This window comes from Pseudonocardia sp. D17, from assembly GCF_036984265.1.
GTDB classification, from domain to species: Bacteria; Actinomycetota; Actinomycetes; order Mycobacteriales; family Pseudonocardiaceae; genus Pseudonocardia; species Pseudonocardia benzenivorans.
Genome location: NZ_BPRG01000241.1, coordinates 79196 through 94825 on the forward strand (window position 1 = coordinate 79196; position 15630 = coordinate 94825).

A 15630-nucleotide genomic window follows, 5' to 3' on the forward strand; every position below is an offset into this window, starting at 1 on the left:
GCCATCGGAATCTATGATGACCGCGTGCTCGATCCCGTCCTGCTCCGCTCCTTCGTCGCGGTGGCGCGCGCGCTGAGCTTCACCCGCGCCGCGGAGGCCCTCGGCGTCCGGCAGAGCACGGTGAGCCAGCACGTCCGCAGGCTCGAGGACGTCGTCGGCCGCACGTTGTTCGTGCGCGACACCCACTCCGTCGCCCTCACGTCCGACGGCGAGGCGATGGTCGAGTTCGCCGACACGATCCTCGACACGCAGGAGCGCGCGGTGGCGCACTTCCGCGGCGTGCAGGTGCGTGGGCGGCTGCGGCTCGGGGTCTCGGAGGACCTCGTCCTCACCCGGATGGCGTCGATCCTCGACGGGTTCCGGCGCCGGCACCCGGCCGTCGACCTGGTGCTGACGGTCGGCCTCAGCGAGAACCTCGAGTCCGCTCTCGACACGGGCGACCTCGACCTGATCTTCGCCAAGCGCTCGCCCGGCCGCCCCCGGGGAACGACCGTGTGGCGCGACCGCTTCGTCTGGGTGTCGGCACCGGGGTTCCGGCTCGACGGCGGACCGGTGCCGCTGGTGGCCTATCCGCGGCCGAGCCTGTCGCGGGCGTCGGCGATCGCGGCGCTGGAGTCGGCCGGGCTGTCGTGGCGGCTCTCGTGCACGAGCGCGTCGCTCTCGGGGCTGCGTGCGGCGGCGCTCGCGGGGCTGGGGGTCGTGGCGCACGCGGAGACGCTCGTGCCCGACGGCCTGGTGCGGGTGCCGGGGCTGCCGCCGCTCGACGACTTCGAGTTCACGTTGCAGACCTCCCGCCGGGCGACCGGGCAGGTCTCCGACGCGGTCGAGGCGATGACGCGGGCGATCCACGACTCCGCAGGATCGCTGCGGTCCGGTTCGCCCGGCTGAGCCGGACGTGCCGGCGCCGGTCAGCGGTTCAGGAACGCCTCGACGCCGGCGGCGATCGCGGCGGCGTACCGGGCGCGCCCCGCCGGGGAGCCGACCAGGGCCGCCTCCGCCGCGTTGCGCATGTTCGCGCACTCCACGAGGGCGGCGGGGCGCGTCGAGAGGTTCAGTCCGGCCAGGTCCCTGCGGGGTGAGAGACCGTCCGTGCCGACGTAGTCCGAGACCGCGAACCCGCCCGCGCGCAGCGCGTCGCGCAGGTCCGCCGACAGTTGGTGTGCCGGGCCGGACTGGGCGGCGTTGAGCGGCGGATCGGAGTAGGCGACGTGGAAGCCCCTGTTGCCGGGCGCCGATCCGTCGGCGTGCAGGGAGACGACCGCGTCCGCGTCCGCCTGCTCCCCGGCCGCGCCACGGACGTCGACGCACGGACCGACGCCGGTGTCGTCGTCGCGCGTCATGACGACGGTGACGCCCTTGGCCGTGAGCGCGTCCCGCACCCGCAGCGCCAGGTCCCAGTTGAACGCGTGCTCGGGGTACCCGGCGTCGGTCTGGGTGCCGGTGGTGTTGCACGGCTTCGTGCCGCCCCGCCCGTCGGGAACGGGGGCGTTGACGGCGGCGCGGTCGCGGGCGTTCCCGCCGTTGTGGCCCGGGTCGAGGACGACGACGTGCCGCGCCCTCGGGGCGGGCGGTGCCGCGGGCGCGGGAACCGGCACGGCCGTGGAGACGGGAACGGCGTCGGACACGGACACCGGCGCGGGTGAAGCGGTCGAGGCGGTCGGGGCCGACGCGGCCGCACCGCACCCGGCCAGGAGGACGCCCGCGAGCAGGACGACGACGGCGCGGCTCGGGGCGGACACGGCCGACAGCTTCGCACGGCTACCCTGGCGACCGGGCGTCGTCCGCAGCGGACACGCGGCGAGAATGACGGGAGAGCGCTGGTGCAACCGGGTCAGCCAGACATGTCGATGATCCTGCAGCAGGCCCAGAAGATGCAGGAGCAGCTCGTCGCGGCGCAGCAGGAGCTGCAGGTGACCGAGGTGACGGGCCAGGCGGGCAACGGCCTCGTCGAGATCACCATGACGGCGGCGGGCGAGATCCGCAACGTCAAGATCGACCCCAAGATCGTCGACCCCGACGACGTGGAGACCCTGCAGGACCTGCTCGTCGGCGCGTTCCAGGAAGCGAGCGCGGCCGCGCAGCAGGAGCAGGCACAGAAGATGGGGCCGCTCGCGGGCGGTCTCGGCGGCGGCGCGGGCGGCCTGGGCCTGCCCGGCTTCTGACGCGATGTTCGAGGGACCGGTCCAGGACCTGATCGACGAGCTGGGCCGGCTGCCGGGCGTCGGGCCCAAGAGTGCGCAGCGGATCGCGTTCCACCTGCTGGCGGCCGACCCGGCCGACGTCTCCCGGCTGCAGGAGGTGCTCCAGCGGGTCAAGCAGGGTGTGCGGTTCTGCGAGGTCTGCAGCAACGTCTCGGAGAACGAACGCTGCCGCTTCTGCACCGACGCGCGGCGGGACCCGACGGTGGTGTGCGTCGTCGAGGAGCCCAAGGACGTCCTCGCCGTGGAACGCACCCGCGAGTTCAAGGGCCGCTACCACGTCCTGGGCGGGGCGCTGGATCCGTTGGGGGGCATCGGCCCCGACTCGCTGAAGATCCGAGAGCTGCTCGCCCGGCTCGGCGGGACGGGCCCGGCGTCCGACGAGACCGAGATCGCCGAGGTCATCATCGCGACCGACCCCAACACCGAGGGGGAGGCGACGGCCACGTACCTGGTCCGGCTGCTGCGCGACTTCCCCGGGCTGACGGTGTCGCGCCCCGCGGCGGGGCTGCCGATGGGCGGCGACCTGGAGTTCGCCGACGAGCTCACGCTCGGACGGGCGCTCTCCGGCCGCCGCGCACTCTGACGCGTCCTCCCGCTGCGCTCCCGTGGCGTCAGCCCTCGGGTGCGTGGCCCTGCAGGTCGGCGCGACGCCGCAGCAGCGAGCAGGAGGGGCAGCCGCGCAGCTCCGCGGTGTTGATCAGCTCCTGCTCCCAGCGGTAGAGATCCCACTGCTTGCGGGCCTGGCGCTCGCGCTGTGCCTCGACCTCTTCCTTCGCGATCATGCGGCCGATCAGTGCCGACACGACCGCCATCGCGGCGATCGACACGGCGAGAAGGATGCTCATCGTGACCACCTCCCGGGAGCGGACCGGTCACCCGGCCCGTCGACGACGACCCGTTCGGGGACCCGCGGCGACCGGCCGCGGAGGGAGGGGCCGCCGGGCGGATGCTCGGCGGCCCGTCGTGGTGCCGACCCCCCGCCGGCACCCGACCCGATCAGTCGTCCTCGTCCGCCCGGGCCGAGCCCGTCGCGGACTGGTACTGCTGGCGACGTTCCCAGGCCATGCGGCGCTCGGAGGCGGTGAAGCGCCGGTCGGCGGAGCGAGCGGCGTCGACGATGCCCACGATCACCGCGATCGCGACGAGGGCGGCGAAGCCGATCAGCAACATCGTGATCATGGCGACCACCTGCCGCGGCGCGGAACGGCGGGAACCGTGCGGTCAGCCGGGTGTGCCTTCTTCATCGTGTAGCCCCTTCCCGTGATCTCCTGACCCGGCCGGTCGCCGGGAGGTCGGTGCTCCCGGCGTGGGCCGGGACGGGTGCGGCAGCCGGAACGCCCGGTTCGCGGGCGTGGCTCCCGAAGGCTGGAGGAGCGCGTCCGGGGAGGCCGTCGCGGTGTCGCTCGTGTCGCGCATCGGAGCCTCCCTCCTGGTCGGCACCGCCTCCGTTGATGCGGGGGCGAATCGTGTCGACGTACTGAGAATGCCCGATGACAGCCCGTCATGCAATTGCAAATTGATGAGATTGCACGAGGCATTCACATCCCGTAGGCTTCCGGGGCTCCACGCCCCGCAACCGGCCCAGCCCCCCGCAGCTGTCAGGAAGACGAGATGGCCGAAGCGCACGGTCCCGCCGGCCCCAGGCGACGCCTCGGCGCCGAGCTCCGGCGGCTGCGGAGCAAGGCGGGTCTGCACCTCGAGGACGTCGCCCGCGAGATGACGTGCTCGACCTCGAAGATCTCCCGGCTGGAGAACGGCAAGGGCATCCCGAAGCTGCCCGACGTCCGCGAACTGATGCGCATCTACGGCGTCACCGCCGGCACGGAGCGTGACATGCTCCTGCGACTGGCCCGTGAAGGCCGACAGCAGGGGTGGTGGGAGCCGTACACGGAGGGTGTCCAGGCCGAGAAGTTCGTCCTCGACTCACCCGGCCGCTACCCCGCCCTCGAGACCGAGGCGATCGCCGTCCGGCTGTTCACCGGGATGATCCTCCCCGGCCTGTTGCAGACGGCCGCGTACGCGCGCGAGATGCTCGCCGCGCTACTCCCGCACCACCTGTCGGCCGAGATCGACAGGCTCGTCGAGCTCCGGATGGAACGGCAGCGGGCGCTCACCCGCGACGAGGCGCCGCTGCAGTTGTCCGCGGTGCTCGACGAGGCGTTGCTCCGGCGTGTCGTCGGCGGTCCCGAACTGATGCGCGAACAGCTGGCGGTCGTACTCGAGAAGGCGGCCATGTCCACTGTCGACGTGCGGGTCCTCGCCTTCGATGCCGGGTTCCACCGGGCGCACCTCGGCCAGTTCACGCTGCTGGAACTGCGGGAACCGCTCGACGACCTCGTCTACATCGAGGGGCACGGCGGGGACTCCTACCTGGAGTCGACCGAGGACGTGAAGCTGTACAAAGAGGTCTACGCCGACGTGGTGTCCAAAGCGTTACCACCCCCCGCGTCGGAGGCGTTGATCCGTGAGTATCTTCACCGCTACGAATCAGGGGAGGGTGGGCTGTGATCGAGTTCGTCACGAGTTCTTTCTGCAATTACGGCGACTGTGTCGAGATCGGGCGCGGCCCCGAGGGCACGATGCTGGTGCGCGACAGCAAGGACCGCGACCAGGGTGCTCTGACGTTCACCCGCGAGGAATGGGAAGCATTCGTCGCCGGGGTCAAGGCCGGAGAGTTCGACCCCGCCTGACGCCACCCCGAGCGTCACGCGGAGTAATCAGACACAGCGGCCCGGGAGGGCGGACCGATCGTCCGCCCCTCCCGGGCCGTCGGCCGTCGCGGGTGAGATCGTCACTGCGCGTGCGGCCGTGAGGGACCACCCGCCCCGCGGATCGCGCGGGGCGGTGGCCACGTTCTTCGGGTCAGCGCATCGCGCGGTTCACGGCCGAGACGACCGCCTTGAGCGACGCGCTGACGATGGAGCTGTCGACGCCGACGCCCCAGAGCACCTTGTCCTCGATCGTGCACTCGACATAGGCGGCGGCACGGGCGTCGTCGCCCGACGAGAGGGCGTGCTCGTGGTAGTCGAGCACCCGTACGTCGAACCCGATGCCCGCCAACGCGTCCACGAAGGCCGCGATCGGCCCGTTGCCGCTGCCGGAGATCTCGTGCACCTCGTTCTCGACGCGCACGGTCGCGGTGATCTCGTCGCGGCCCTCGCCGTCGCTGGAGAGCGTGTGGCGCAGCAGCTTCAGCGGCGTGACGCGGTCGAGGTACTCCACGTCGAACGCGTCGCGCATCTCCTTGGGCGTGACCTCGCCGCCTTCGGTGTCGGTGTAGTTCTGGATGACCTTGGAGAACTCCATCTGCAGCCGGCGCGGCAGGTCGAGCTGGTGCTCGGCCTTCATGATGTAGGCGACGCCGCCCTTGCCGGACTGCGAGTTCACCCGGATGACGGCCTCGTAGGTGCGGCCGATGTCCTTCGGGTCGACGGGCAGGTACGGGACCTCCCAGCGGAAGTCGTCGACGGCGACGCCGGCCTCGGTCGCGTCGGCCTCCATCGCCTGGAAGCCCTTGTTGATCGCGTCCTGGTGGCTGCCGGAGAAGGCCGTGTAGACCAGGTCGCCGCCCCAGGGGTGGCGTTCGGCGACGGGCAGCTGGTTGCAGTACTCGACGGTGCGCCGGATCTCGTCGATGTCGGAGAAGTCGATCTGCGGGTCGATGCCCTGGGTGAACAGGTTCATCCCCAACGTCACCAGGTCGACGTTGCCGGTGCGCTCGCCGTTGCCGAACAGGCAGCCCTCGATGCGGTCGGCGCCCGCCTGGTAGCCCAGCTCGGCCGCGGCGACGCCGGTGCCGCGGTCGTTGTGCGGGTGCAGCGACAGGACGATGCCCTCGCGCCGCGCCAGGTTGCGGTGCATCCACTCGATGGAGTCGGCGTAGACGTTGGGCGTGGCCATCTCGACCGTCGCCGGCAGGTTGACGATCATCGGCGCCTCGGGCGTCGGCTGCCAGATCTCGCTGACCGCGTTGCAGATGTCGACGGCGTACTGCAGCTCGGTGCCGGTGTAGGACTCGGGGGAGTACTCGAAGCGCCAGTCGGTGTTCGGGTACTTCTCCGAGAACCGCAGCACGTCCTCGGCGCCGTCGGTGGCGATCTTGGTGATGCCCGTGCGGTCGGAGCGGAAGACGACGCGACGCTGCAGGATCGACGTCGAGTTGTACAGGTGGACGATCGCGCGCGGCGCGCCCTCACAGGCCTCGTACGTCCGCTCGATGAGCTCGGGGCGGGCCTGGGTCAGCACCTGGATCGTGACATCGTCGGGGATCGCGTCGCCCTCGATGATCTCGCGGACGAAGTCGAAGTCGGTCTGGCTCGCGGCCGGGAAGCCGACCTCGATCTCCTTGTAGCCCATGCGGACCAGCAGCTCGAACATCCGGCGCTTGCGGGCCGGGCTCATCGGGTCGATCAGGGCCTGGTTGCCGTCGCGCAGGTCGACCGCGCACCACAACGGCGCCTTGGTGATCCGCGTGTCGGGCCACGTGCGGTCGGGCAGCGACACCGGCTCGACCATCTCGTGGAACGGGCGGTAGCGGTGGAACGGCAGGTGCGAGCCGCGCTGCGGGTTCCACGGCGGCTGGTCCGCGGGCGCGGGATTCGACGGGGTCCGTACGCGGCTCGTCGACGACGAGGTATACGCGTCGGGGGAGATGCTCATTGCGGGGTGCTCCTCGGTGCGGCCGGGCTGTGGTGACCGGCGGGCACACCACACACCGCGACGAGGGGCCGGTCGGTCAGACCCCGCCGCGGCGGCGAAGGAGCAGGCGCGCCATGGCGTCGACTGTAGCCCCCTGCGCCCACACGTTGGCAACCGGCTCCCGGATGGCGGGATCCGGATCTCGGACCGTGCGGGACCGACGTACCCGATCGGTCGGCCGTGCCGACCTGTCGACGGCGCCCGGCCGTGTCAGGATGGCGGCCCGGGACGACCAGCCGGAGCGAGCGAGCGGAGGGTCCATGAGCGTGCGCACCTCGGCACGTCGCGGCGTGGGAATGCTGGCGACGGCGCTGCGGATCGTCGGGATGGTCATCGTCGCGTTCCTGGTGCTGCACATCGTGCTGACGCTGCTCGACGCGAACCCGGCCAACGGGCTGACGACGTTCGTCGCCGACGTCTCGAGCCGCTTCACCCTGGGGCTCGACGACCTCTTCCTGCCCGACGAGCCCAAGCTGCGCGTGACGCTGAACTACGGGGTGGCCGCGATCGTCTGGTGGCTGATCACGGCGGTCGTCGTCCGGCTGGTGCGCCGGGTCTCCTGAGCGTGGGAGCGCGGATCGCCGCAGGCCGGGGCGCGGCGGCCGGTCAGATCGCCGCCGGCCAGATGGCGACCGCGTAGGCGCCGAACCACGCCGAGACCAGCACCACCCCCGCAAGGATCCCGGCCGCCGCGACGCGGTGCCGGCCGGCCAGCCGCGCCAGCCCGACGGCCACCGGCACCACCAGCGTGAACGCCGGGAGCAGCAGCCGGGCCTTCGACGCCATCACCCCCGCGCTCCCGACGTCCATCGCGACGACGAGCAGCCCGTAGCAGAACAGCGGCCAGGGCAGGGTGCCCGCGGCGGCGTCGCGCAGGCACACGCCGAGGAGTACGACCGCCACCACCAGCGCGACCACCGTCCCCACCTCCAGCAGCGACGGCGCCGACGCCAGCACCGTCCCGGCGAAGTGCAGGGTCGAGGCGCCGCCGTCGAAACGCGACCCCCAGCCGCGGGACTGCACGGCGAACCAGCCCGTCGGCGAGCCGGTCCGCGCGCCCACCCACGCCAGGTAGCCGAGCAGCCCGAGCGGGGCGATCGCGACGGCGGCCCACGGCCGGCCGCCGTCGTCGCGACGGTGCAGCGCCGCGCCCGCCGACACGAGCACCACGATCAGCAGCGCCGCGGCGGTCGGGCGGACGAGGCCCGCGGCGAGGCAGCCGAGACCGGCGGCGGCCCAGCGGCGCTCGAGGACGAACACGAGCGTCCAGGCCGCGCAGGCGCAGAACAGCGCCTCGGAGTAGGCCATCGACAGCACGACCGACATCGGGGCCGCGCCGAACAGCGCGACGAGCACCAGCCCTGCCCGCGCCGACCCGCCCGGGACGGCCCGGCCGATCCGCGCGACGGCGTACGCGGCGACGACCCCGGCCGCCAGCGTCACGACGACGGCCGCCGCCAGCATGGGCAGGCCGGTGAGGAAGCGTGTCGTCGCGACGAGAGCGGGGTAGCCGGGGAAGAACGCGAGCGGGGTGGCGGCCGAGCGCACGCCCTCGGCGTCGACGAGTCCCCGCGGCACGCCGCCGTAGCCGCCCTGGGCGATGCCGAGGAACCAGTGCCCGTCCCACGATCCGAGCCGGTCGCCGAGGTGCTCGCCGTTGGCCTCGGTGAGCAGTACGAGCAGGGCCGTCCCGACCGCCCGCACGAGCAGGTAGACCCCGGCGGGGGCGAGCGCGGACCGCAGCACGGGACCGGCGGGCAGCGCGGGAAGAGGGGTCGTCGTGACCCCTCGGCGCGCCCGCGCGGGCGACGTGTCCGGACTCACGCCGGCCCCCGGCACACCCCGCGAGCGGGGGCGGGGCGCCGTCGGTGTCTGTGGCATCGGTCATCGAGGTTAACGGCGCTGCTCGGCGCCGGTAGGCTGGGCTCCCGACCAGCTCCTCGAGAGTGGTCGGCGTGCCGGCAGGCGGTCGTGGGGACCTCTCGTCGTTGTCGATCCGTCGCGGAGGACAGACCGAAGACGTCGCCGGCACCCGGCCGCGGCGTGAGACAGGAGGTCGGAGTGGCCCTCGTCGTGCAGAAGTACGGCGGATCGTCGGTTCAGGACGCGGACCGCATCAAGAAGGTCGCGGAACGGATCGTCCGGACCCGCAAAGAGGGCCACGACGTCGTGGTCGTCGTCTCCGCGATGGGGGACACGACCGACGAGCTGACCGACCTCGCCGAGCAGATCTCGCCCGCCCCGCCCGCCCGTGAGATGGACATGCTGCTCACCGCGGGTGAGCGGATCTCCAACGCGCTGGTCGCGATGGCGATCCACGCCCTGGGTGCCGAGGCCCGCTCGTTCACCGGTTCGCAGGCCGGGATGCTCACCACGTCCAAGCACGGCGACGCCCGGATCGTGCAGGTCAACCCGGGTCGGCTGCGCAGCGCGCTCGACGAGGGCTCGATCGTCCTCGTCGCCGGCTTCCAGGGGATGAGCGAGGACTCCAAGGACATCACGACGCTGGGCCGCGGCGGGTCGGACACGACCGCCGTCGCGCTGGCCGCGGCGCTCGAGGCCGACGTCTGCGAGATCTACACCGACGTCGACGGCATCTTCTCCGCCGACCCGCGGATCGTGCCCGACGCGCAGCACCTCGACACCGTGACGTACGAGGAGATGCTGGAGATGGCGGCCTCCGGCGCGAAGGTCCTGCACCTGCGCGCCGTCGAGTACGCCCGCCGTTACAACGTGCCGCTGCGGGTGCGCAGCTCGTACAACGACAAGCCGGGGACCCTGGTCGCCGGTTCGATCGAGGAGATTCCGTTGGAGAACCCGATCCTGACCGGGGTCGCGCACGACCGTTCCGAGGCCAAGATCACCGTCACGGGTGTGCCCGACACGCCCGGCATGGCGGCCCGGATCTTCCGCACCGTCGCCGATGCCGAGATCAACATCGACATGGTGCTGCAGAACATCTCCCACGAGTCCGTCGGCACCACCGACATCACGTTCACGCTGCCCCGCGCCGACGGCCCGCGCGCCGTCGCCGCGCTGGAGGGGGCCAAGAACGACATCGGGTTCGACGAGGTCGTGTACGACCCCGAGGTCGGCAAGGTGTCGCTGGTCGGCGCGGGCATGCGCAACCACCCCGGCGTCACCGCCACCTTCTGTGAGGCGCTGTCCAGCGCCGGCGTGAACATCGAGACCATGAACACCTCCGAGATCCGCATCTCGGTGATCTGCCGCGCCGACCAGCTCGACGGTGCCGTCCGTGCCCTGCACGACGCGTTCGACCTGGGTGGCGACGAGGAGGCCGTCGTGTACGCAGGGACCGGACGATGACCGCCGCCGGGAACGGGCCGGTCGTCGCGATCGTCGGCGCCACCGGTGCCGTCGGCACCACGATGATCGACATCATCGACGCGCGCGAGTCCGTGCCGTGGAGCGAGATCCGGCTCGTCGCGTCGGCCCGCTCGGCGGGCAAGGTGCTGAAGGTCCGCGGCGAGGACGTCACCGTCCGGCTGCTCGAGCCGGAGGTCTTCGACGGCGTCGACATCGCGCTGTTCGACGTCCCCGACGAGATCAGCGCCGAATGGGCGCCGATCGCCGCGGCGCGGGGCGCGGTCGCCGTCGACAACTCCGGCGCGTTCCGGATGGACCCCGACGTGCCGCTGGTGGTGCCGGAGGTCAACGCGGACAAGGCCGCCGACCGGCCCAAGGGCATCATCGCCAACCCCAACTGCACGACACTGTCGATGATGGCCGCGATGGGTGCGCTGCACCGCGAGTTCGGTCTGGAGGCGCTCGTCGTGGCGTCGTACCAGGCGGCCTCGGGTGCCGGTCAGCCCGGCATCGACCGCCTGCAGGCCGAGCTGTCGGCCGTCGCGGGCAAGAACGTCGGGCAGCACGGTGGCGACGTCGCGGCGGCGCTCGCCGAGGCCGGTCTCGGCACCGACTCGCCGTTCCCCGCGCCGCTGGCGCTCAACGTCGTCCCGTGGGCGGGCTCGCTCAAGGACGATGGCTGGTCGTCGGAGGAGCTGAAGGTCCGCAACGAGTCGCGCAAGATCCTCGGCATCCCCGACCTGAAGGTGTCGGCGACGTGCGTGCGCGTTCCCGTCGTCACCACCCACGCGCTGGCGGTGCACGCGACGTTCGGGCGCGAGGTGACCGTCGAGGGCGCCCGCAAGGTGCTCTCCGAGCAGCCGACGATCGTGCTGGCCGACGACCCGGCCGCGGGCCGGTGGCCGACCCCGGCCGACGTCGTCGGCGACGACCCGACCTGGGTGGGGCGGATCCGGCAGGCGCTGGACTTCCCGAACACCCTGGAGCTGTTCGTGTGCGGGGACAACCTGCGCAAGGGTGCCGCGCTGAACACCTACGAGATCGCCGAGACGGTCGCCGCGTCGCTCTGAGTCGCTCACGGGACGTCAGATCGCGTACTTCCAGATCGTGAGGGAGTAGGCGCCGAACCAGGCCGAGGCCAGCGTCGCCACCGCGAGGACGGCCCACGCCGTCGCGGGGCGGCGCCGGGCCAGGCCGAGCGCCATCGGCAGCAGCAACACGAACGCGGGCAGCAGCAGCCGCACCTTCGAGGCCATGACGCCCGACGACAGCCACACCGTCGCGACGACGGCGGCGCCGTAGAGCACCAGCGGCCACGGCACCCGCGCCGGGACGCACAGCGCGAGCAGGACGACCGCGCCGACGAGCACGACGAGGATCGCGATGTCGTAGACGGTCCCGTGCCGGCCGGCGAGCGTCTCCCCGAGCTGCCGGACGACGGCGACGCCGCCGTCGACGCCGCCGTCCCAGCCCGTGCTCTGCACGGTGAACCAGCCGCCGAGCTCGCCCGTCCGCACCGCCACGTAGGCCAGGTAGCCGCCGATGCCGCTCGCGGCCAGCAGCGCGGCGCCCAGTGGCCGCCACCCGTCGCGTCGGCCGACGAGCGCGACCGCGGCGACGGCGACGACGGCCAGCACCAGCGCCTCCGCCGTCGGGCGGACGACCCCCGCCAGCGCGCAGGCCGCGCCGGCGAGCAGCCAGCGTCGTTCCAGGAGGCCGACGAGCGACCATGCCGCGAGCGCGCAGAACAGCGCCTCGGTGTAGGCCATGTTCAGCGTGACGGCCATCGGTGCGGCGGCGAAGAGGGCCGTCAGCAGCAGCCCCACACGCCGTGATCCACCGGGGACGAGCTCGCCCAGCCGGGTCAGCGCGTAGGCGCACGCGACGCCCGCCAGCAGTGACACGACGAGCGCCGCCGCGACCTCGTTGCCCCCGAGCAGCGGCGCGAACACGGCGATCGTCGCGGGATAGCCGGGGAAGAACGCGAGCGCGGTGAACGGTGTGTGCCTGCCGTGCCCGTCGAGCATCGTGTCGGGGATGCCGGAGTAGCCGTGCTCGGCGATCGCGATCATCCAGTCGCCGTCCCATGCGCGGAGCCGGGCGACCGGGTCGAGGCCGTGGGCGTAGGACAGCCATACCAGCACCAGGACGCCGACGACCCGGATCGCCAGATAGACGCCCGCGGGCGCGAGCGCGGCGACGAGGGCGGCCCGGCGCGCGGGATCGGGCGTCGCGACCGGGGTGTCGGTCGCGCTCACCGCGCCTCCCCCCGTCCGTTCCGTACCGCCCGAGCAGGTCACAACGGTAACGCGAGATCGTCGCGGCGCCGATAACGTTCTGCCGCGTGAGCAACGAAGAACTGATCCGTCGTTACGAGGCCGGCGGCGGCCACCTCGCCGCTGCCGCCGCCGAGGGCCTCGCGGTCCCCCCGGCCCTGAAGACCGCTCTGGTCACGTGCATGGACTCCCGGATCGACACGTTCACCCTCTTCGGGCTCAAGCTGGGGGAGGTGCACGTGCTGCGGAACGCGGGTGGCGTCGTCACCGACGACGTGATCCGCTCGCTGACGATCAGCCAGCGCAAGCTCGGGACCAGGGACATCCTGCTCGTCCAGCACAGCGGTTGTGGTCTGGCGACCTTCACCGACGACGACTTCTCCGAGGAGCTGGCCGTCGAGACGGGGATGCGGCCGCCGTGGCGGACCCACGCGTTCCGCGATCCGATGGTGAGCGTGCGCCGCGACCTCGCGCAGCTGCGGCACGACCCGTTCCTGCACCCGGACACGCGGGTGCGGGGCTTCGTGCTCGACATCGAGTCGTTCGTCCTGCAGGAGGTCGACAGCCAGGACTGAGCCCCGCGACGTATCGATGTGAGACGGCCGGGGACTGTGCGTCGCGTCACCTGGTAAGCCGAACGGGTGGCAGGTCGAACGGTGTCGCTCGTGTGCCGGGCGTGCGGGAGCAGGTCCGATCTCGGGGATCGGTCGGTGGCCGGCACGTGCCCGGATCTGGTCGACGACGCGGGCTACGCCGTCGACGAGGTCGAGATCGTCTTCCACGGCGTGTGCGCGAGGTGTCGCCCGGCCGCCGAGCGGTCCGGACGGAACCGCTCATGGGCCCGGTTGCGGCGCTGAGCGGCGCCGGACCCCTGGCTGACGGCCGTCGCCCGTCAGCCGCGCCCACAGTCCGCCGGATGGCGGATGCACCAGGGGGTCGTGCCCGGCAGGCGTGAGCGGTGGCGGGCCACCCAGCGGTAGACCGTGTCCTGGGCCCGCGCGGTGCGGGCGTGCAGCGCGCGGGGCCAGCCGCGCTGCAGCGCCACCGACAGCGCCGCGGCGACAGCCGCGGACCCGCCCGCCGTGGCGCCGTCGGCACCCTTCCACCGCACCTCCGCGCGGCACTGCTGTGGGGTGGCGTCGACCAGCGCGGCGGCGTCCGGGCGCTGGAACGGGACGGTGGCGATGCGGGCGTGCGCGTCGAGCAGCCGCAGCCAGCCGAGGCTGCGGGTGCAGAACCCGCAGTCGCCGTCGAAGACGAGCGTGCCGGCGAGGACGTCCATGCCGCGATCATGCGCCTACGATCCGGGCGTGACCACCGAAGACCGTCCCGTCGTCTGGCACAACCCGCGCTGCTCGAAGAGCCGCGGTGCGCTGGCCCTGCTCGCCGAGCGCGGCGTCGATCCGGAGATCGTCCGCTACCTCGACGACGCCCCGACCCGTGCCGACCTCGAGGACGTCCTGCGCAAGCTCGGCACCGACGACCCGCGGGCGATCGTGCGGACCGGTGAGGCCCGCTACAAGGAGCTCGGGCTCGCCGACGCCGACCGGGACGCCCTGCTCGACGCCATGGCCGCCAACCCGATCCTGGTCGAGCGTCCGATCGTCGTCGTGGGGGATCGGGCCGTGGTCGGCAGGCCGCCGGAGAAGGTGCTGGACCTGCTGGGCTGAGCGGCCGGGCTCAGCCCGCGACCGCTGCCGTCACGAGCGGCGCGCGCACGACGACGGAGTCGCCGATCAGCCGTGCGGTGGGGCGCAGCCCGGCCCGGCGCAGCAGCCGGGCCAGCCGCATGTCCCCGCCCACGGCCGACGACGCCGCGATCGCCTCGGCCCCCGCGGTGAGCGCGAGGTCGACGGCGCGGCGCACCAGCGCGGTACCGAGCCCGCGGCCCTGCCACGCGTCCTCGACGACGACCGTCAGCATCAGTGTGTCGTCCTGCCGGTCCTGCAGCGTCACGAGCCCGACGGCGCTGCCGCCCTCGGCGGTCGACGCGAGCACGGCTTGGCCGCCGTTCTCCCCGGCGAGCACGGCCTGCAGCAGGCCGGGCGCGAGGCGCGGCGTCGGGCTGCCGAACCGGGCCAGCCGGGTCTCCGGCGAGCAGCGGGCGTGCAGCGCGGCGACGAGCAGCGCGTCGTCGACGGTCGCCGGGCGCAGCCGGACCTCGGAGCCGTCGTGCAGCAGCAGGATGCGGTCGTCGCAGGGCGCGGCCCGGCGGGGTGCGGACAGGCCGAGCTGCGCGGACAGCTCCAGCAGCGCCGCGGCCCGGGACAGCTCCGTGGCGGTGAACGGCCAGGCCCGGCCGAGCCGCACCTGCTGGGCGCCGACCCGGAGGGTGTGCGAGTGCGGATGGGCGGGAGCCTCGGCGGCGACGAGCCGGGCCCGCAACATCGTCGCCACGGCGCGCGGTGCGCTGCCGGGGTCCGCGGCCACCATGCGCGCCAGGGCGAGCGCCGTCGTCGCCGCGTCCGACAGCTCGGCCGCGTCCGCCCGCACCAACAGCGTGCAGGGGATGCCCGCCGAGCCGATCGCGTCGACCAGCGTCCCGGCGTCGACGTCGTCGGGGACGCGGACGAGCAACTCGTCGGTGACGGCGCCGTCGTCGGACGGCTCGCCGACGACGTGCAGCGACACGATGTCGCAGCCCGCCTTGCCGACGACCGTCGCCAACTCGCCGAGTCTGCCCGGCCGGTCCTCCAGCTCCACGTGCACGCGCCACAGCGACACGTCGCCCACCCCCTCCGACGGACCCATCGTGTCGGGCGGATGTTGCGGTGGCGCTACGTCGTTGTGACGCCACACGTGGCGATGGCCACGTCGCCGCGGCAGGCGCGCGTCGTGGCCCTCAGCAGGCGCCGATGCCCTCGAGCCCGACCCAGGCCCGTTCCCAGACCAGCGTGAACACGACGGTCCCGCACTCGGGGTCGGGGAACTCGACGGTCGAGCTCGCGCCCACCGCCAGGTCGTCGACGGTCCGGGCGGCGCCGGCGGCGTCGCCGTGGCGCTCGGCCCAGTCGCGCACCATCAGCCGGTGGTATTCGACGGCCTCGTGCCACTCACGGAAGCGGTGCTCCTCGTCGACGCCCCGGACGAGCCACATGGCGGCCTCCCTCCCGACGACCACCATGGCA

Annotated in this window: 20 protein-coding genes; 11 read left to right on the plus strand and 9 right to left on the minus strand. The window is 72.9% G+C overall.

The features are described from left to right. The first annotated feature begins 24 nt into the window (after positions 1-24). Complete coding sequence (locus tag PSD17_RS33820; RefSeq protein ID WP_013672565.1) at positions 25-888, plus strand: LysR family transcriptional regulator; 864 nt, start codon at positions 25-27, stop codon at positions 886-888. 20 nt (positions 889-908) lie between these two features. Here PSD17_RS33820 and PSD17_RS33825 read toward each other — a convergent pair whose 3' ends face one another. Next, on the minus strand, positions 909-1739 hold the full coding sequence (locus tag PSD17_RS33825) for an N-acetylmuramoyl-L-alanine amidase (protein WP_339126217.1): 831 nt from the start codon (positions 1737-1739) through the stop codon (positions 909-911). Between the two features lie 102 nt (positions 1740-1841). On the opposite strand from PSD17_RS33825, the gene PSD17_RS33830 reads away from it, so the two are divergent. Then, complete coding sequence (locus PSD17_RS33830) at positions 1842-2162, plus strand: YbaB/EbfC family nucleoid-associated protein (RefSeq protein ID WP_339126218.1); 321 nt, start codon at positions 1842-1844, stop codon at positions 2160-2162. Positions 2163-2166: 4 nt separating this feature from the next. Beyond that, complete coding sequence (gene recR / locus PSD17_RS33835) at positions 2167-2784, plus strand: recombination mediator RecR (protein WP_013672568.1); 618 nt, start codon at positions 2167-2169, stop codon at positions 2782-2784. A 28-nt stretch (positions 2785-2812) separates the two neighbouring features. On the opposite strand, the gene PSD17_RS33840 is transcribed toward recR, so the two are convergent. Then, positions 2813-3046 (minus strand): hypothetical protein, encoded by a 234-nt coding sequence (locus PSD17_RS33840; RefSeq protein WP_013672569.1) that lies wholly within the window; start codon positions 3044-3046, stop codon positions 2813-2815. 151 nt (positions 3047-3197) lie between these two features. Continuing rightward, a complete protein-coding gene (locus tag PSD17_RS33845; RefSeq protein WP_013672570.1) occupies positions 3198-3380 on the minus strand; it encodes a hypothetical protein in 183 nt (60 codons plus the stop codon). 432 nt (positions 3381-3812) lie between these two features. Between PSD17_RS33845 and PSD17_RS33850 the strand changes: the two genes are divergently transcribed. After that, a complete protein-coding gene (locus tag PSD17_RS33850) occupies positions 3813-4709 on the plus strand; it encodes a helix-turn-helix domain-containing protein (RefSeq protein WP_103383527.1) in 897 nt (298 codons plus the stop codon). After that, entirely contained in the window at positions 4706-4891 is a 186-nt protein-coding gene (locus PSD17_RS33855) for a DUF397 domain-containing protein (RefSeq protein WP_013672572.1), read from the plus strand. The genes PSD17_RS33850 and PSD17_RS33855 overlap by 4 nt, the downstream gene beginning before the upstream one ends. 172 nt (positions 4892-5063) lie before the next feature. Here the strand turns inward: PSD17_RS33855 and leuA are convergent, their stop codons facing one another. Next, the gene (gene leuA, locus PSD17_RS33860; RefSeq protein WP_013672573.1) at positions 5064-6860 is read right to left on the minus strand and encodes a 2-isopropylmalate synthase; all 1797 of its coding nucleotides are present in this window, start codon (positions 6858-6860) and stop codon (positions 5064-5066) included. Positions 6861-7159: 299 nt separating this feature from the next. Between leuA and PSD17_RS33865 the strand changes: the two genes are divergently transcribed. After that, entirely contained in the window at positions 7160-7462 is a 303-nt protein-coding gene (locus PSD17_RS33865; RefSeq protein WP_013672574.1) for a hypothetical protein, read from the plus strand. A gap of 43 nt (positions 7463-7505) precedes the next feature. On the opposite strand, the gene PSD17_RS33870 is transcribed toward PSD17_RS33865, so the two are convergent. Continuing rightward, the gene (locus PSD17_RS33870; RefSeq protein WP_339126219.1) at positions 7506-8723 is read right to left on the minus strand and encodes a hypothetical protein; all 1218 of its coding nucleotides are present in this window, start codon (positions 8721-8723) and stop codon (positions 7506-7508) included. A 237-nt stretch (positions 8724-8960) separates the two neighbouring features. Here PSD17_RS33870 and PSD17_RS33875 point away from each other — a divergent pair, with 237 nt between their 5' ends. Together PSD17_RS33875 and PSD17_RS33880 are read left to right on the plus strand one after the other, a co-directional pair. After that, positions 8961-10226: an aspartate kinase gene (locus PSD17_RS33875; protein WP_013672576.1), complete on the plus strand. Its 1266-nt coding sequence runs from the start codon at positions 8961-8963 to the stop codon at positions 10224-10226. Further along, complete coding sequence (locus tag PSD17_RS33880; protein ID WP_013672577.1) at positions 10223-11296, plus strand: aspartate-semialdehyde dehydrogenase; 1074 nt, start codon at positions 10223-10225, stop codon at positions 11294-11296. The genes PSD17_RS33875 and PSD17_RS33880 overlap by 4 nt, the downstream gene beginning before the upstream one ends. A gap of 15 nt (positions 11297-11311) precedes the next feature. Here PSD17_RS33880 and PSD17_RS33885 read toward each other — a convergent pair whose 3' ends face one another. Then, positions 11312-12484 (minus strand): hypothetical protein, encoded by a 1173-nt coding sequence (locus PSD17_RS33885; RefSeq protein ID WP_339126220.1) that lies wholly within the window; start codon positions 12482-12484, stop codon positions 11312-11314. Positions 12485-12570: 86 nt separating this feature from the next. Here PSD17_RS33885 and PSD17_RS33890 point away from each other — a divergent pair, with 86 nt between their 5' ends. Beyond that, on the plus strand, positions 12571-13077 hold the full coding sequence (locus PSD17_RS33890; protein ID WP_013672579.1) for a beta-class carbonic anhydrase: 507 nt from the start codon (positions 12571-12573) through the stop codon (positions 13075-13077). Between the two features lie 135 nt (positions 13078-13212). Then, positions 13213-13359 (plus strand): hypothetical protein, encoded by a 147-nt coding sequence (locus PSD17_RS33895; protein ID WP_158511281.1) that lies wholly within the window; start codon positions 13213-13215, stop codon positions 13357-13359. Positions 13360-13394: 35 nt separating this feature from the next. Here PSD17_RS33895 and PSD17_RS33900 read toward each other — a convergent pair whose 3' ends face one another. Further along, a complete protein-coding gene (locus tag PSD17_RS33900; protein ID WP_339126221.1) occupies positions 13395-13784 on the minus strand; it encodes a DCC1-like thiol-disulfide oxidoreductase family protein in 390 nt (129 codons plus the stop codon). Positions 13785-13812: 28 nt separating this feature from the next. On the opposite strand from PSD17_RS33900, the gene arsC reads away from it, so the two are divergent. Then, positions 13813-14172 (plus strand): arsenate reductase (glutaredoxin), encoded by a 360-nt coding sequence (gene arsC / locus PSD17_RS33905; protein ID WP_013672581.1) that lies wholly within the window; start codon positions 13813-13815, stop codon positions 14170-14172. A gap of 10 nt (positions 14173-14182) precedes the next feature. Here arsC and PSD17_RS33910 read toward each other — a convergent pair whose 3' ends face one another. Both PSD17_RS33910 and PSD17_RS33915 read right to left on the minus strand, forming a co-directional pair. Beyond that, positions 14183-15253, minus strand: coding sequence for a GNAT family N-acetyltransferase (locus PSD17_RS33910; RefSeq protein WP_013672582.1), 1071 nt, complete (start codon positions 15251-15253; stop codon positions 14183-14185). A 91-nt stretch (positions 15254-15344) separates the two neighbouring features. After that, entirely contained in the window at positions 15345-15626 is a 282-nt protein-coding gene (locus PSD17_RS33915) for a hypothetical protein (RefSeq protein WP_041759186.1), read from the minus strand. Between the last annotated feature and the right edge of the window lie 4 nt (positions 15627-15630).

What these genes read in the sequence shown, in the direction of transcription:
- PSD17_RS33830 (WP_339126218.1), top strand. Translation starts at nt 1,842, where the DNA reads ATGTCGATGATCCTGCAGCAGGCCCAGAAGATGCAGGAGCAGCTCGTC.
- recR (WP_013672568.1), top strand. Translation starts at nt 2,167, where the DNA reads ATGTTCGAGGGACCGGTCCAGGACCTGATCGACGAGCTGGGCCGGCTG.
- PSD17_RS33840 (WP_013672569.1), bottom strand. Translation starts at nt 3,046, where the DNA reads ATGAGCATCCTTCTCGCCGTGTCGATCGCCGCGATGGCGGTCGTGTCG.
- PSD17_RS33845 (WP_013672570.1), bottom strand. Translation starts at nt 3,380, where the DNA reads ATGATCACGATGTTGCTGATCGGCTTCGCCGCCCTCGTCGCGATCGCG.
- PSD17_RS33850 (WP_103383527.1), top strand. Translation starts at nt 3,813, where the DNA reads ATGGCCGAAGCGCACGGTCCCGCCGGCCCCAGGCGACGCCTCGGCGCC.
- leuA (WP_013672573.1), bottom strand. Translation starts at nt 6,860, where the DNA reads ATGAGCATCTCCCCCGACGCGTATACCTCGTCGTCGACGAGCCGCGTA.
- PSD17_RS33865 (WP_013672574.1), top strand. Translation starts at nt 7,160, where the DNA reads ATGAGCGTGCGCACCTCGGCACGTCGCGGCGTGGGAATGCTGGCGACG.
- PSD17_RS33880 (WP_013672577.1), top strand. Translation starts at nt 10,223, where the DNA reads ATGACCGCCGCCGGGAACGGGCCGGTCGTCGCGATCGTCGGCGCCACC.
- PSD17_RS33900 (WP_339126221.1), bottom strand. Translation starts at nt 13,784, where the DNA reads ATGGACGTCCTCGCCGGCACGCTCGTCTTCGACGGCGACTGCGGGTTC.
- PSD17_RS33910 (WP_013672582.1), bottom strand. Translation starts at nt 15,253, where the DNA reads ATGGGTCCGTCGGAGGGGGTGGGCGACGTGTCGCTGTGGCGCGTGCAC.
- PSD17_RS33915 (WP_041759186.1), bottom strand. Translation starts at nt 15,626, where the DNA reads ATGGTGGTCGTCGGGAGGGAGGCCGCCATGTGGCTCGTCCGGGGCGTC.